Annotated in this window: 10 protein-coding genes; 4 read left to right on the top strand and 6 right to left on the bottom strand. The window is 45.7% G+C overall.

Going from position 1 to position 17272, the window contains the following annotated elements; all coding sequences use genetic code 11:
• Positions 1-3 precede the first annotated feature (3 nt).
• Complete coding sequence (locus C7475_RS06790) at positions 4-3018, bottom strand: TonB-dependent receptor (RefSeq protein ID WP_110052546.1); 3015 nt, start codon at positions 3016-3018, stop codon at positions 4-6.
• A gap of 444 nt (positions 3019-3462) precedes the next feature.
• Between C7475_RS06790 and C7475_RS06795 the strand changes: the two genes are divergently transcribed.
• The 4 genes from C7475_RS06795 to C7475_RS06810 all read left to right on the top strand — a co-directional run bounded on the left by C7475_RS06795 (position 3463) and on the right by C7475_RS06810 (position 8890).
• Positions 3463-4770, top strand: coding sequence for a GLUG motif-containing protein (locus tag C7475_RS06795; protein WP_158286440.1), 1308 nt, complete (start codon positions 3463-3465; stop codon positions 4768-4770).
• A 328-nt stretch (positions 4771-5098) separates the two neighbouring features.
• Positions 5099-5899 carry a hypothetical protein gene (locus C7475_RS06800; protein WP_110052548.1) on the top strand — a complete coding sequence of 267 codons (801 nt, stop codon included), beginning with the start codon at positions 5099-5101 and terminating at the stop codon, positions 5897-5899.
• 185 nt (positions 5900-6084) lie between these two features.
• Entirely contained in the window at positions 6085-7422 is a 1338-nt protein-coding gene (locus tag C7475_RS06805; protein ID WP_110052549.1) for a GLUG motif-containing protein, read from the top strand.
• Between the two features lie 154 nt (positions 7423-7576).
• A complete protein-coding gene (locus C7475_RS06810) occupies positions 7577-8890 on the top strand; it encodes a hypothetical protein (protein ID WP_110052550.1) in 1314 nt (437 codons plus the stop codon).
• A gap of 75 nt (positions 8891-8965) precedes the next feature.
• On the opposite strand, the gene C7475_RS06815 is transcribed toward C7475_RS06810, so the two are convergent.
• From C7475_RS06815 to C7475_RS06835, 5 genes are all read right to left on the bottom strand, one after another.
• The gene (locus C7475_RS06815) at positions 8966-10405 is read right to left on the bottom strand and encodes a TolC family protein (protein ID WP_233259777.1); all 1440 of its coding nucleotides are present in this window, start codon (positions 10403-10405) and stop codon (positions 8966-8968) included.
• Positions 10392-13565, bottom strand: coding sequence for an efflux RND transporter permease subunit (locus C7475_RS06820; RefSeq protein ID WP_110052551.1), 3174 nt, complete (start codon positions 13563-13565; stop codon positions 10392-10394). The genes C7475_RS06815 and C7475_RS06820 overlap by 14 nt, the downstream gene beginning before the upstream one ends.
• Positions 13566-13592: 27 nt before the next feature.
• Entirely contained in the window at positions 13593-14675 is a 1083-nt protein-coding gene (locus C7475_RS06825; RefSeq protein ID WP_110052552.1) for an efflux RND transporter periplasmic adaptor subunit, read from the bottom strand.
• A 164-nt stretch (positions 14676-14839) separates the two neighbouring features.
• On the bottom strand, positions 14840-15235 hold the full coding sequence (locus C7475_RS06830; RefSeq protein WP_146217498.1) for a hypothetical protein: 396 nt from the start codon (positions 15233-15235) through the stop codon (positions 14840-14842).
• A gap of 220 nt (positions 15236-15455) precedes the next feature.
• Positions 15456-17267, bottom strand: coding sequence for a RagB/SusD family nutrient uptake outer membrane protein (locus C7475_RS06835; protein WP_110052554.1), 1812 nt, complete (start codon positions 17265-17267; stop codon positions 15456-15458).
• Positions 17268-17272: the final 5 nt, after the last annotated feature.

The raw sequence follows: 17272 nt of genomic DNA on the forward strand, positions 1-17272 counted from the left end.
TCACTAGAATTTAATTGTAGCACCTAACAGGAATGTTTTTGCAGCCGGATAAGTGGTATAGTCAACCCCCAGGGACTGGTTTCCACCCACCGCTTTAGCAGTATTCACCAGCGGATCAAAACCGGAATAGCCAGTGATGGTCATCAGGTTCTGAGCGCTTACATAAATGTTAAATGATCTTACCCATGCCTGCTGGCCAAACCCGAAGGTATATCCCAGACGCAGGTTGTTTAAACGGATGAAGTCTGACTTCTCCAGGTATAAAGATGACAGCACCACCTGGTTGTCAGGGCTGGAACCATCTTTATAATATTTCGCCAGTACATTACGGTCAGATTTCAGGCTGTTGATATTCAGGTCCAGCGCTGTATTATTAACCAGGTAACCGCCCGTTTGTCCGATGAAGGAGAACGCGAGGTCGAATTTCCTGTAACGCAGCTGGCTGTTCAGACCAAAGTTGAAGTTAGGGATAGCACCTTCGAAGATCTGCCTGTCGTCCGGATTGATTGAACCGTCGTCGGTTTTGTCTTCAAAAATATCTTTACCATCCTTGTCATAACCCAGGTGTTTATACATATAGAAGGAACCGGCTTCGTAGCCGTTCTTATAGATGTTAGCATTCACACCGGAAAGACCAGGACCGGAGATGCTTCCTGAGAAAAGCTCAGACACCGGAAGGTCTTTAATAGTGTTTGACAGTGTTGATCCGTTCACATCGAGCGACCAGCTGAAATCCTTCGTGCGAACCAGCTGTGTACCCAGCATGAACTCAAAACCTTTGTTCACGAGCTGCGCATCTACGTTCTTCCATATGGTGGTGGTAGGGCTGAGCGGACCTGAAGGAAGGTTCAGGATGGGGTTTTTAGTGGTCTTGTTATAATATTCCAATGAACCATACAACTTTCCTTTCCAAAGCTCAAAGTCCACACCGATGTTATACTGCTCTACCAGCTCCCATTTCAGTTCCGGGTTAGCGGTACGGTTTACAGTAACACCGTTTATCAGCGTCAGGTCATCGTACAGGTAATAACCGGAACCTTGCGCCAGGGTGTAGCTGGCCTGTGTAATTTTGTTCGGCACTTCCTGGTTACCGGTCTGCCCCCAGCTGGCACGAACTTTCAGATCGTGAACAACGGAGATATCTTTCATGAAGCTTTCATTGGACATGTTCCAGCCCAATGCGAATGACGGGAAATATCCGTATTTATTGTTTTCACCGAAACGAGTTGAACCGTCAGCACGTAAAGAGGCTGTAACGAGGTACTTGTTATCGTAGTTATAGTTCACACGTCCGAAGTAGGATTGCAGCTCGTTTTCCTGCGCAAAACCACTTGGCGCTACCGGCTTTCCGGAATAGCCTGGATTGTATTCAGGATCTACACCGGAACCTTGTTGTGCAAGGTCCTGTGTACCAAAAGAAGTTCCTGCAAATTGGAATTTCTGATAGGAGAAACCACCTAATAATTCAACCTGATGCTTGTTGAAGGACTTATTGTATGTCAGATAATGCTCCAGCAAAGTGGTAAGTGAAGACAGGTTATTCTGTACATAAGCACCAGTCGCTGAGTTGTCTGTTTTATTCGGATATATGGTTGTATTACGTTCGGAGGTAGATTTGTCAATACCGTAGTTTACACGGTAGTTCAAACCTGGCAGCAGTCTCAGTGAGGCTTCTACGTTACCCAGTACGCGGAAGGTACCTGTTTTATCGTTATAGATGTGCAACAGATATGCCGGGTTATAGTGTGCAGGTATCCCGAAGTCGAGATAGTCACCGGTTGAATCGAATACAGAACGTGTCGGATTCGCCATCAACGCATGTATAATAACCTGGCCATTCGCGCCGGCGGTGTTACCATTGGGAATACCGGTTTCGTCGATATTGCTGGCAGTCAGGTTCATTTTAACGGTCAGGCGTTTATCGTCGAGGAATGACTCTTCCGCATTCAGCCTGGCAGTTGTTCTTTTGAAACTGCTGTTCTCAACGATACCGTCCTGGTCCATGTGTGACACAGATGCCAGAAAGCTACCGGTATTGGAAGTTTTGGCAAAAGACAGGTTATGGTTCTGAACTGTTGCATTGCGGAAGATCACATCCTGCCAGTCGGTGCTTGCGCCACGATCGAAGATCGGATCTTTTATCGCCTTACGGTATTCATCAGCAGAAAGTACGTCCAGTTTCTTGATGACAGAAGAAGTACCGATATAGGTATCGTATGTCAGTGTAGGACTTCCTTTGCTACCACGTTTAGTTGTGATCAGGATAACGCCGTTGGAACCTCTCGCACCATAAATAGCGGCAGCAGAGGCATCTTTCAGTACGGTAACAGTTTCAATATCACTGGTGTTCAGGAAGTTCAGCGGGTTTTTAGCCTCAGAACTACCCTGACCGAGGTTAGGAGCACCGGCACTCACGTTATCATTACTTAACGGAATACCATCCACTACGAAGAGCGGGGTACTACCGCTACGGATAGAGCCGACACCACGGATGAATACATCCACGCCTGCACCTGGCTCACCGCTGGATTGCGCGATACGTACACCGGATACCCTACCCTGCAGCAGGTTATCTACGGAGATAGTTGCGCCCTGCTTAATATTGTCAGCTTTCAGTTGCGTCAGCGCACCTGTTACGTCGGCTTTGGTCTGGCTACCGTAACCTACTACGACAACTTCACCCAGCTGACTGTTGCTTCCCTGCAACGTTATGCGCATTAATGAGCTGGAAGCAGTTACTTCCTGTTGCGTGAAACCGATGGAAGAAATGACTAACTTCTCGCCGGCGGCTGCCTCCAGGGTGAATTCACCCCGCTCGTTCGTTACCGTCACCCGTTTGGTAGAAAGCGATTTTACAGAGGCGCCGGGTATAGGGCTGCCGTCTGCTCCGATCACCACACCTTTGATAGGTTCCTGACGGATTAACCGGTCATAGTTAAGATGGCTCGCCGTACTGGCCATAGAAGGGCTCATGGCGGACAGCCATACTGCTACAATTAAAAGAAACTGCTTGTTCATTGGCAATCTTACTATTATGCTTGATGTAAAAAGAAGTACAGAATTATGACCTGCCGGCCATCCACTCTCGATGGTTGTATTGTCCTGTCTTATGGCTCACGTAACGTGGTTTCGTCGGGATACTGTCTGTATGCTACTAATGTAATATATGGGTTTTATTACAAATTCCTCAAAAATAACATAGACAGCACGAAACTGGCTTGGTTGTACGTAAAAGTCCCCCATAGGCTGGCATTCTTTGAAATTGGGTGCAATGATAGCCCCCTTTTTGGAATTTGTTGTTAATTCAAGGTTATGTTTGTTTTAACAGATAAGTTAACGGGGATAGTTTTTCCTTTTGTTACCCCATCTGTTATACTACCGGTCAATTATCTTGATAAGTATATTATATTTAATTTATATACTTTTGCCCCGGGGACCTATCAAATAAAAACCCGTTATTCAATGAAGAACCTGTACCTGTACACTTTAGCAGCGATGGCAATATTTGCGTCCTGCCGTAAAAACGATGATGATACTGGCAATCCACCACCAACGCCGCCGGGAACACAAGACAGTATCCAAGTAATCTTTTCCGGCGGTAAGATCAGCCTTTCAGCACTGTATGAAAGCTTTGAGCAAAAAACGCCAACTTTCGTAGTTAGGAAAGGAAAACCCAATAAACCATTTAATTATCAGCTAACCGGCAGTAATGGGTTGAAACGAACAATTGATACCATTGCAAAAGGTACCGGCACACTCGACGCCAATGGCAATGCGGCACTCTTTGTTCCTGCCCTGAACAATTATAAAGATGGTGAGATCACGGTAACGGTCACACTGGCCAATCCCGATACAGTGATCACAGCCAAAGCCCAGAAGGCTGAGTACGAGATCTCAAGCTATCTGGACTTTATGCGCATTGGCTTCTATATTCATGGCGATACGGCTGCCCATTATATTCAGACACAGGACTTCGCATTTCCTGATACCGTATTTACAAGCTCTCCGATGTCAGGTTACCTGTATGGCAGTTACGACGGACAGGGACACAAGATCACCAATCTGACCATCAGATCTGCTGGTACGCCTCCCGGCACAACGTCGGATGTAGGTTTATTCATAGCAAGCTATGAAGGCAGTGTGCTGAAAAACCTGAGAGTTGAATTATCTGAAGCAGGCGTTACTTCAACCGGACCAGGAAATTTTGGTGGTCTGATAGGACGGCTGTATGAAAACAGCACCGTCATTAACTGCTCTGTGAAAGGTAAGGTCCAGGTAGCCCTGAATGCTGCAAATGCTTATGCTGGCGGCATAACCGGCTTTGCTGAAAAAGCGAAGATCATTGGCTGTTCTTACAGAGGAGATGTATCCGGTCCTGTTGCCGGTGGTATTGCCGGATTATTGGGTAATGGATCAGTGATCAATATGTGTTATGCCTATAGCGCATTTGGCGGCACTAATGTTGGAGGGATCATTGCTGTACGCGCGGGTAATGTAAATATCTCCAACTGCTATGTAGTGCCCACTGCCCACACCATGCCATTCCAGGCAATTGCACCTGTGGCTACCCAGGTAGTCGTGGCCAATTGTTTCGCCAATATGGGTACCGAACGTCCCGGACTTACCATAGCGGATCTGGGCACTATTAATACCAGCCTTGCGGCAATGGTAATTAATAACTGGCCGGTTGGCGTTCCACAGCCAGCTAATAACAAGCCTTATAAGAGTGATACTGATCTGAACTCTCCAATGAAGTTATGGTGGGAGTAAAAGATTATTTCATATAGCAGACAATGAAGGGGGTTGTATCATAAGTAACTCGATGGCTCTGAGAATTTCTTATACGGAAATCCTTTCCATCAGGTACCCGAACAAATTTGGGTAAAAGTTATTTATGAGACAGCCCTTTTTTATTCTGAATAATTCTGAAAGGGACTGCTGTATATTGTAGGACACGTCTTCAACAGTATATTAATTAGAGTTTAAACTACGGCTATACACTTTTCAAATCAAAAGTTAGCAACGAGTTCGGAAGAACACTAGCCAGATATATTTATTTGCCATATCTTGCACGGCTTTTCAAAACAAGCAATCAAATATGAAGATCCCTTACATTGCATTGTTCGCACTAACATTGGTAATTTCCTGTAAAAAGGAAGATAAGCCCGAAGAAGAAATATCCAATGCCCGTTATATAAGCAGCGTTGTCACTACAAATGATAGTACTGTATACGACTATAATGCAGATCATACGTTAAGGCGCAGCGCTCAGTTTTCAGATGGCAAGACAGATTCCGCTAATTCTTACATCTATTTCCTTCAGTATACAGGAGGAATGGTAACTGGCGTCAACTTTACACATAACATCAATAGCGCCAACGGCACTCCGGAGTATTCCATCTTGTATAATGCAGCTAACCAGATAGGAACGATTATTCCTCAGAATGGCTTGGGTTATGATTCGATTGTATATAATGCTCAAGGACATGTATCTGATTATTACTATATCCAGATTCCCCGCTCTATAAAGCACCATATGGAACTGACCTGGAAAGACGACAATCTGGTGAAGATGGTACGGAACCTGGTGCAGTTCGACAGCTATGATATCCTGACCTATGCTTATGATAATAGCCCCAATATGTATGTTCATTCAGCCGCTTTAAGCCTGACAAACATTAATGACTTCCATTATTTATCCAAAAATAATGTCACCAGGATAGACTACGATCTTGCAGGTGATCGTGACCGCGGGCTGATACATTCAATAATGTTTACTTATACATATGACACGCTCCATTATCCCGTAAAAATGTTATCTGCGAGTGAGTTCATAGAGCACGGGGATACAACGGATTATTATTTAGAGGACAGTGCAAGAATCACCTACCTCCCGTAAGCTGTGAATTTCCCAGTTTAGTCCTTTATCAGGGGATTCCCTTCAACTTCTCTCGAAACAGCCGGTCTATACCAGACCGGCTATTTTGTTTAAATGTAAGCGTGACTTTGTGTGACGCCTGCGAATACATTAAACTATATCTATATATTTGCGCCGGGCAAAACAATCAATAGCCCTGTTAAACTATGAAATACCTGTTTATGTACACCTTTGCAGCGATGGCTCTATTTACATCCTGTAGTAAAGACAATGGTAACCCTCTGTCTAACGACAGCACCATTGTAAGTTTTCCTAATGACAGAATCGGGCTTGCGGAACTTTACGAATTTAGCTTCGACCGTTTACCTGCTTTCACAATCACCAAAGCAACCCCTAACCGGGCATTTAGTTATTCTGTAACCGGCAGTAACGGGATGAAAAATCCAACCGATACCTTGTTACAAGGTCATGGATCGATTGATGCCGACGGGGCCGCGGCGGTATTTCTTAAGGGGCTCATTAATTGCAAGGATGGCGAGATCACGGTAGTGATCAAAATGGAAAACCCCGCCACCACGATCACAGCAAAAGTTCAGAAAGCGGAGCTCGAGATCAGGAGTTATAAAGACTTTATGCACATGGCTTCCTATAATGGTAATGATACCACGTATCATTATGTTCAGTTAAACGATTTCGCTTTCCCTGACACAGTATTTTCATACTCTCCCGCACCATTCATTATGCGGACCCATTATGACGGCCAGGGACACAGGATCACAAATCTTACCATTAAAGCCAAACCATTAACGCCTACTTCCGAAACAGCAACTGCGGCTTTATTCTCATCACTCCTTGATGGCGTTTCAATCAGAAACGTAAAACTGGAGTTATCTGAAGAAGGTATATCATCCGATACAGACGGTTTCTTAGGTGGATTAGTAGGAGGCTTAAATGAGACCAGTTCAATCATCAATTGCTCCGTTAAAGGAAATGTGCTCGCCTCCAAAGATAAGGAGTTCGCACATGCAGGAGGTATAGCTGGTTACGCCCACGGAGCGAGAATTATTGGCTGCTCCTTTAGAGGAAAGCTCTCCGGCCGTATTCTTGGCGGTATCGTAGCGGCATCGTCAAGTGAAGCAAGTCAGGAAAGTAAAGCTGATGAAACAGTGATTGACATGTGTTATGCCTATGCCGAATTTGATGGAGCCTCTGGCGGAGGTATCGCCGGCGATGTAGGAGACGTACGTGAAAACTATCCGGCGCATGTAACTATTACCAATAGTTATTTATACGCAACAACCTTTCCTGCAACATTTGAGGCAATCGCACCTGTAGATCCGATCCGGGTAGCCGTGAGCAACTGCTTTGCCAATACCGGCGGAACACAAAATGGTGTTACAATAGCACTATTGGCTAATATGAATACCCTTCTTGCTGCTATGGAAATAAGCAACTGGCCGCAGGGTGTATCCCGTCCGGCTAACAACAAGCCTTACAAAAATGATACAGATCCTGCCGCTCCAATGAAGTTGTGGTGGGAGTAAACAATGTTGCATAAACTAAGGGAGCCGGCCTGTTATGAAAGACCGGCTCCTTTAGTTTATATGAGAGATAGCCCAGGCCCCGCTATAGCATACTATATTATCATCTATTATATTTGCACCGGGCAATAAAAAAGTAAAGGCCCTCCAATTAGCTATGAAATATCTGTATCTGTGCATTTTAACAGCGGCAGCATTGTTTGTATCCTGCAGAAAAGACAATGATAGTAGTACCCCGCCGTTAACAATTCCGCGTGACAGTATCCAGGTAAGGTTTTCCGCCGATAAGATCGGTCTTACTGAACTGTATGAAAGTTTTAATCAAAAAACACCTACGTTTACGGTCACGAAAGGCAAACCAAATAAAACTTTCACCTACGAACTTACTGGCAGCAACGGACTCAAAAGAACGGTCGATACGATCACAAAAGGGATTGATACACTCGATGCAAACGGCAACGCTGCACTTTTCCTTCCAGGCCTCAACCGCTACAAGGATGGAGAGATCACTGTAAAAATTACGCTGGATGGTCCTGATACCATCATCACTGCCAAAACGCAGAAGGTTGAAAATCAGATCAGAGACTACAGAGACTTTATACATATGGGCTTCTATATCAGCAGCGATACTTCTGCTCATTATGTTCAGCTGAATGATTTTGCTTTCCCTGATACGGTATTTACCGCTGCTCCTGGCTTTGCGGCACTATATGGCAGCTATGACGGACAGGGACACAAGATCACTAATCTTACCATTAAGTCTGAAGGTGCACCACTCGGCGCAAGGGTGGATGTAGGATTGTTCAGGAGCGGCGCCGCCGGCAGTAAGTTGCAGAACATCAGACTGGAATTATCTGAAGAAGGAATCACATGTAAAAGTTTTGCAAACATTGGCGGCATAATAGGGAGTATATCAGGGAATAAATCCTCAAATACCTCGATCATAAATTGTTCAGTTAAAGGAAACATCCTCGTAACTGCTGATGCTAAAGGTACAACTACAGGTGGAATCGTGGGTTATACCGGCAGAATGAAGATCATTGGCTGTTCCTTCAGAGGGAATACATCCGGCTCCGTTACTGGTGGCATCGCGGCAATTCTGGGAAGCGACTCAAAGATCGATATGTGTTATGCTTACGGCAAATTTGATGGTGACCTCGCCGGAGGTATCATTGGCGAAACTTCCTTTAACCTGAATATTTCCAACAGCTATGCATTTGCGATTGCCTCTTCCGGTCAATTCTATGCAATTGCGCCTGCATTCCCCGAATATGTGACGGTCACCAATTCTTTTGCCAATGCCGGTATACCAAGTGATGGCGTCACCATGGCAACGCTGCCCGATATGAATACGCATCTTGCGGAAATGGAAATAACTAACTGGCCACAGGAAGTTACGCCTCCGGCTAACAACAAGCCTTACAAAAATGATACAGATCCTGCCGCTCCAATGAGATTGTGGTGGGAATAAAATGAAATGATATAAAGACAACGAAGCCGGTCAATAGACCGGCTTCGTTGATTTAGATTGTGGTGTAAGCTTCTCTTATTTCCATCCACCGCCAAGATCTCTGTAGATATTCACGACGGCATTCAACTGATTCTTCTGCGTTTCCACCATCTCCAGTTTCGCATCTAATGCGTCCCTTTGCGTCAGCAGTACCTCGAGATAATCGGCCCTTGCTGATTTGAACAGGTCATTAGAGATCTCGATCGACTTCGTCAGCGCATCCACCTGTTTAGATTTCAGCTCATAACTTTTCTTCAGATTATCGATATTGGAAAGCTGTGTAGATACTTCCAGAAACGCATTTAAGATAGTACGTTCATAATTATATAACACCTGTAACTGACGGGCATTCGCTGTATTGAATTCAGCACGGATCGCATTACGATTGATAAGCGGTGCAGCAAGATCGCCTGCTATAGAATACAATAACGACTCCGGAAGTCTGAACAGGTAAGATGGCTTGAACGCCTGGAACCCTACTCCAGCTGAAATACCCAGTGAAGGATAAAACTCGGCACGCGCTACTTTAACATCCAGTTTCGCAGCTGTCAGTTCCAGTTCCGCCTGTTTAATGTCCGGGCGATTAGCCAGTAACTGTGAAGGAATACCACTGCTCACCATCGCCGGCATAATGTCCACAAAGTTACCTTTATCCCTCGGTACATCCTGCGGATAACGGCCTAAAAGGAAGTTGATCCTGTTCTCTGTTTCTTTGATGTTCTGCAACAGATCATATTCCATGCTCTGTGACTTCGCTACTTCCGCTTCGAATTTCTTCACAGCCAGCTCGGTCACTCTGGTCGCTTCCTTCTGAATTTTTACTACCTCCAGTGCGTTCTTCTGCAGATCAATGTTCTGCCTTACGATTGCGAGTTGGTTATCCAACGCTAACAATTCGTAATAAGACCTGGCTATTTCTGCGATCAGGTTAGTCACTACGAAGTTCCTGCCTTCTACAGTTGCCAGGTACCTGGTAACGGCTGCTTTCTTTGAGTTGTGCAGTTTATTCCAGATGTCTACTTCCCAGTTTGCATATGCACCGATGGTGAAATCTGCCAGCGGGTCCGGTACTTCTTCTCCAGGAGTGATCTCTGTAGAAGCATCACCTGCACCCTGGCTTGTATACCGTCCTACTTTTTCGAGACCGGCACCGGCTCTTACACCAACGCCTGGCAGTAACAGCGCCTGCCTGGACCTGATATCATTTCTTGCTATCTCAATTTCCTGTAACGTGATCATCAGCTCCTGGTTGTTTTTCAGCGCCGTATCGATCAGGTTTACAAGGTCTTTATCTTTAAAGAATTCACGCCATTGTACTGCCGATGTATTCGTTGTATCCTGGCTGTTGCCATAGGCTTCCGGAACCGGCTTAGCCGCAGGTGGCGCAACGATCTTCGGGACCTTACATCCCGCTATCACCAGGCAAGCGCCCAGTGCTCCAACCCATCTGTTCTTCCTGAATTTATACATATACATTGTGATCAATTTCTTCGGTTAAAGGATTCTCTTCTTCTTCTTTAACAAGCATGCGCCTTTCGGCGATCTTGCCAAATATGTAATACAATCCGGGTATGATCAGTACCCCGAAGATGGTACCGAACAACATACCTCCACAAGCAGCTGTACCGATCGTGCGGTTTCCTATCTTACCTGGTCCTGTAGCCAGCACCAGTGGTATCAGACCTGCAACGAAAGCGAAGGATGTCATCAGGATCGGACGGAACCTCACCTTCGATCCTTCCATGGCAGCTGCCAGTACGGTCGCCCCTGAACGATGTCGCTGCACCGCAAATTCAACGATCAATACGGCGTTCTTACCCAGCAAACCGATCAACATTACCATTGCTACCTGTGCATAGATGTTATTTTCCAGGCCCAGTAACTTCAGCAGGAAGAACGCCCCGCAAATACCGGCAGGCAGGGACAGGATCACCGCCAGTGGCAGAATGAAGCTTTCATATTGTGCTGCCAGGATCAGGTAAACGAAACCAAAACAGATCATAAAGATGTAAATGGCCTGGTTACCCTGCGCCACCTCATCTTTAGAGATACCTGCCCAGTCAATACCAAATCCTCTCGGCAGGGTCTTTTTCGCTACTTCATTAATAACCTCGATAGCCTGACCACTACTATATCCAGGAGCCGCGGAACCACTGATCTCTGATGCGTTGAACATATTATGCCTGGTGATCTCAGATAAGCCATATACCTTTTCCATTTTCATGAAAGCAGAAAAAGGTACCATCTCATCACGGTCATTCTTTACATACAACTTCAGGATATCTTCCGGCAATGCCCTGTACTCAGGTGCTGCCTGGATGATCACCTTATACGGACGGTCAAATTTGATAAAGCTGATCTCATAGTTACTACCTATCAACGTAGAAAGCGTATTCATGGCATTATCAATGCTCACGCCTTTCTGCTGGGCGATGTCGTTATCGATCTTCATCATATATTGCGGGAAGCTGGCACTGTAGAAACTGAATACGGATGACAGCTCCTTACGTTTAGTCAGCTCCTTCACAAATTCATTGCTCACTGTTTCCATCTTCTTGTAATCACCGGAACCGCCTTTATCCAGCAAGCGTAACTCGAAACCACCCGCAGCACCATAACCAGGTACGGCCGGCGGCTGGAAGAACTCAATGTTAGCGCCCGCGATGTCTTTCGTCTTCTTCTCAAGCTCTTCGATAATTTCAAGTACAGAATGTTTACGCTCTTCCCAGCTCTTCAGGTTGATGAGACAGGTACCGGAGTTAGCGCCCGTACCTTCAGTCAGGATCTCATAACCTGCCAGCGCAGAAACGGATTGTACACCATCGATCTCTTCACAGATCTTCTGTAGTTTTTCCGCTACTTCATTCGTCCTTTCGAGAGAAGAACCCGGAGGCGTTTGGATAATAGCATAGAGCATACCCTGGTCCTCATTCGGAATAAAGCCCGCAGGTACAGTGCCATTCAGATACCATATACCGGCACAGAAAGCGGCTAATAATCCGAAGGTGACAAGTCTTCTGTTAACAATCGCCCTGAGTATTTTCATGTACCAGTTGGACATGTTTTCAAATCCACGGTTGAAGCTATCCAGGAATTTATCTACCGGTGATTTCTTCTTATGTTTTCCGTGATTATTCTTCAGGATCATGGCACAAAGTGCAGGTGTGAGCGTCAGCGCCACTATACCCGAGAGCACAATAGCTGTCGCCATCGTAATGGAGAACTGGCGATAGAAGATACCTACAGGTCCGGACATGAAAGCCACAGGCACGAATACTGCAGACATCAGGAAAGTGATCGCAATGATCGCTCCCGCTATTTCATGCATGGCTTTTTTCGTAGCCTTGATCGGCGATAGATGTTCTTCTTCCATTTTAGCATGCACCGCCTCAATTACCACGATAGCATCATCCACTACGACACCAATTGCCAATACAAGGGCAAATAAGGTGATCAGGTTGAGCGTAATACCAAAGAACTGCATGAATACGAATGTACCGATCAGGGATACTGGTACCGCCATTGCCGGGATCAGCGTAGAACGCCAGTCGCCCAGGAACAGGAACACTACGATACCTACCAGGATAAAGGCTTCAACCAAAGTATGCAGCACCTTTTCAATAGAGGCGTCCAGGAATTTGGATACATCGTAGCTGATCTCATAATTCATTCCTTTAGGGAAGGAATTGGCTTTGATCTCCTTCAGTTTTTCTTTTACGTCTTTGATAACCTGGCTGGCATTACTGCCGTACGACTGCTTCAATACGAGCGCCGCAGACGGCTTACCATTCAGGTTAGAGTAGATGTCATACATAGAGCTTCCGAACTCCACATTGGCTACGTCTTTCAGACGAAGGATCTCACCATTTGGACTGGACCTCAGAATGACATTTTCATATTGTGACTTGTTACTGAACCTTCCTGAATATTTCAATACATATTCGAAAGACTGAGACCTTTTACCGGAGCTTTCACCGGTCTTACCGGGAGAAGCCTCAAGACTCTGTTCTGCCAAAGACTTCATCACTTCTTCGGCAGAGATCTTATAGGCCAGCATACGGTCAGGTTTCAGCCAGATCCTCATGGCGTATTCCCTGTTACCAAGGATATCCGCGTATCCGACACCATCCACCCTTCTCAGTTCCGGCAGGATATTAATATCCGCGAAGTTGAAAAGGAATTTCTGATCGGCATTAGGGTCCTCACTGTAAAGGTTTACGTACATCAGCATGCTGGATTCCACGCGGCTTACCTTCACACCTTCACGCACTACCAGCGGAGGGAGTTTGTTCACCACAGAAGCCACACGGTTCTGTACGTTCAGTGATGCCTGGTTAGGATCGGTTCCCAGGTTGAATACTACCTGCAGGGTAGCTTCACCATCGTTACCGGCATCGGAGGTCATGTACTTCATTCCCGGCACACCATTGATGGCCCTTTCAAGGGGAATGAGCACTGATTTTACCATCAGCTCACCGTTTGCACCGGGATATTCCGCGGTAACGTTCACCTTAGGCGGTGATATGGACGGGAACTGCGTCACCGGTAACTGGGTGATCGCGATCGCACCCAGAAATACGATGATGAGTGATATTACTATTGAGAGAACGGGTCTCTGTATAAACTTATTAAACATGGAGCTTCACTATTAGTGTTTAAACTGCTATTCCGCTTTTAACCGCAGGTGGCTGATCACCTCTTGCGGCGCCAGATATTCATAGCTGATCTTATCGTCATCTTTTACCTTCTGAATACCTTCCAGCAGTATACGGTCACTTTCAGACACACCACTTTCAATCACATACAGGTCGGGTATTTCACCCTTGATCGTGATATTTTTTGATTTCAGTACATTGTTCTTGTCAACCACAAAGACATACTTCTTATCCTGAATTTCGTAAGTAGCTTTCTGCGGAATAACCAATGCGCCTTTCAGCGGCATGCTCATCATCACCTTACCGGTTTCACCGTGTTTTAACAGTTTGTCCGGGTTCGGGAATTTCGCCCTGAAGGCAATATTCCCTGTTTCATTATCAAACTCACTTTCAATAACCTGTACCTCGCCTTTGTAAGCCAGCGGGCGGTTATTGGCCAGCAACAGGTTGACATGGTTATCACCACGGCTTTTGGTATTGGTCTGATATTCCAGGTATTCCGGCTCTGATACGTTGAAGTAGGCGAACATCTCGCTGTTGTCGGAAAGACTGGTCAGCAATTCTCCTTCATCGATCAGGCTTCCCAGCTTTTTGGGAATGCGGTCGATAGTACCGGCAAACGGTGCTTTAATCTCAGTAAATGACAAGTGAAGTTTGGCAAGTGCTATTTCGGCATTTGCCTGATCAAGCTTGGCCTGGGCCATTGCCTGCTCATTCTTGGAAACGATATTTTTGTCTGCCAGGGTTTTGGCATTCTGCAGTTCTATCTCTGCAGCTTTCGCTTCGGCCTGTGCTTTCAGCAACTCGGCTTCATACAGTTTAGGCATGATCCTGAACAACACCTGACCGGCTTTTACGAACTGGCCTTCGTCTACATAGATGTTTTCCAGGTAGCCTTTTTCCTGCGCGCGAAGCTCAATGTTCCTGACAGAACGGATCTGCGAAACATATTCCTTCGTGAAAGAAGTATCCATTACTATCGGACTGGTAACGGTATACTTATTCACTTCTTCTTTTTCTTCTTTGTGTGGTTTGCAGCTGGTGTGCCATAATACTGCACACAAGCCCATAAGCATGACGATTCTCTTCATGATATTAGATAATAAACGATAGGATGCCCGGAAGCAAAAGGTTGAAGAATTAAAAAACATCAGCTGTGGAGCTGGCGCAGAACTGCTACGTGCGGGTTAGTACAGATATACATATCCGGCTGGCATGCAGGAACACACCTTCATGAACTGATGTATATCATTGATCAGATCCGTAATACCCCTTGTAAGAGATATCTGTAAGATGCCTGATCTGAAAAAAGTGCGGAAGATATTAGATATCCACGAAGATATTTTGAAACAGATATAGCGGATAATCCCGGCCAACCTCTGGCCAGTAATCTGTATTTATAGGCAAAACTACTATTCGGGTCCTCGTCCTCTACATCCTCTCCGAGGATATACTGTTCTTCTGAAACCGGACGGGTATCCCTGAAAACGGAACAATCCCAATGAGCACCGGTAATACTTTCCCGGTGTTTTTCTTCCTCATGCGCGGTAAGCGCGTAGCCGACACCACTATAATAAGTACGTCCCAGGGGATTATCAATCCCCTTCAGCAGCATTAAGCACAGACATACAAAAAATACAATGAGTCTCATTTGGGCACCAAAGCTAGGAAAACTTTAAAATGAGTAAAGCCTGATGGCAAATTTTAAGGATTTTTTAAAGTACGATGCAGTCCCATAGCCACATGCAGGAAATATCACATATTAAAAAGAGCTTAAAATCAGCCTACTTAAAGTAGTACGAACAACCGTTCGCCATAAAAGGAAAAGCCTGGCACACCGGCCAGGCTCCCTCCGAATCTTTAGAATATTCTTAGTAACCAGGATTCTGATAATAACTTCCTCCTGCCTCCAGTGTGTTCAGGAAAACAGATGGAATAGGCCGCACTGCGTGCTGATTATCGTTAAAGAATTGTCCGACGTCAGGATTGGTATTCATGAGATAGGATTTATTCAGTTTCTTCGTCCGTTTCAGGTCATAGAACCTTACGTATTCGCCACACAGTTCCCGCGCCCGTTCGTCAAGTACGGCTTCAACCGTTGCTGCTCCCGCCAAAGGGGTCGCCCCTGCCCTCGCTCTGATCTTATTAAGATATTGGGCTGCGTTTCCTCCTCCGTTGGCATAAATGTCAGCTTCCGCAGCAATGAGATATACTTCTGACATCCGCATCATAAAGGTGGCGTTTAAATTACCGTAGCGATTATTAGACGGATTGTTTGTGTAATAATTGCTGCTGTTATGTTTTGTCAATGAAGGATAGAAACTGAAAAAAGGATTGGTGGTCTGCGTGCCACCGCCATCCAATGGCCTGTTTACACGGTTGTACTGCATTTTAACAGATTTCTTAGCCGCATCGTAAACATCCGCATAATCCACTACCAGGTAAGGTTGTGAAAGTTTACCTGCCACTTTCGCCGCATAGTCCGGATCATTGGGATGAATAAAATCAATTGCCAGATTATCCGTAGATAATGTAGTACCTGTTGTTACGTCCTGTGTACGGTCAAATATTTTCAGTGCTGCGTCTGTCCACGTATAGGAAGGTTTGTTGACAGTCCATGACGTCTGGAAGGACTTATGATACCGGGGGTCCAGTGTACCGTCCTGCTGTACAAATAAACTCAGTAAATGCGCACTTGGCATGAACTGTCCGCCGGAACGGCGTCCCCAGGTCGTATAATCAGCGCCCATCTGCTGCATAGCGCCGAAGTCGGTCACAACACAGTAGAACAGTTCATTGTTCATATTCATAAACCATGCATTGTTACTTACACCTCCCACGACAAAGCGATGTGACCATAACGATTCTTTATTCGTGTAGTTATTCGCTTCCAGGAATACATCATCAAAAGCAGGATACATAAAAGTGTTGTATTTGCCGCCACCGCTCTCACAATCGTCAATAAGCAGCTTCGCTGTTTCAAGTGCTTTCGCGGCAAACTGTTTTGACTCATCATATTCAACTGTTTGCAGGTAAGCCCTTGCAAGGAAACCCAGGGCAGATTTCTGAGATGGCTTGGTTGTACCGTTATTTGCCGGTAACCATTTCACCGCAAATTCCAGGTCAGGGATAATGACATTCTTATAAACATCCAGCGGCGCAGCTCTTTCGGGATGCAGGTCCACCGTAGCAACAGGCGCTGTAGTAATGGTCATAGCGCCAAATTGTTCTACAAGGTTATAGTAATACATGGCCCGCAGGAAATAGGCTTCCGCTACCACCTCATTCCTTTTCTCCGGTGTTGCGAAAGGAGCAACGTCAGCGTATTTTATAGCAGTATTGCATGAGCCGATCCCATCCCAACAGGCAGACCATACGCCATTCCCCATGGTAAGAGGCAGTGCCGCCCCTGCGCTGTACTTAAAGAACTGGGAAAAGCTAGGGCCGTTCTTTTGATACGTCCAGAGGTCTGTACCACCTTCACACAGCATCATCCATTGATTGTAGCCGTATAACTGGCGCTCCATACCAAAGTAACAATTGTTTACCAGGTTCCTGTACCCTTCAACAGAGGAAGCGGCTACCGATTCGATCACAAACCCGGAAGGATTCACTTCTTCCAGCGAGCAGGAAAAAAGCGCGGTACATATTGAAAACAGTAATGGTAATATCTTATGTTTCATCTTTT

The organism is Chitinophaga sp. S165 (assembly GCF_003182155.1).
Taxonomy (GTDB): Bacteria; Bacteroidota; Bacteroidia; order Chitinophagales; family Chitinophagaceae; genus Chitinophaga.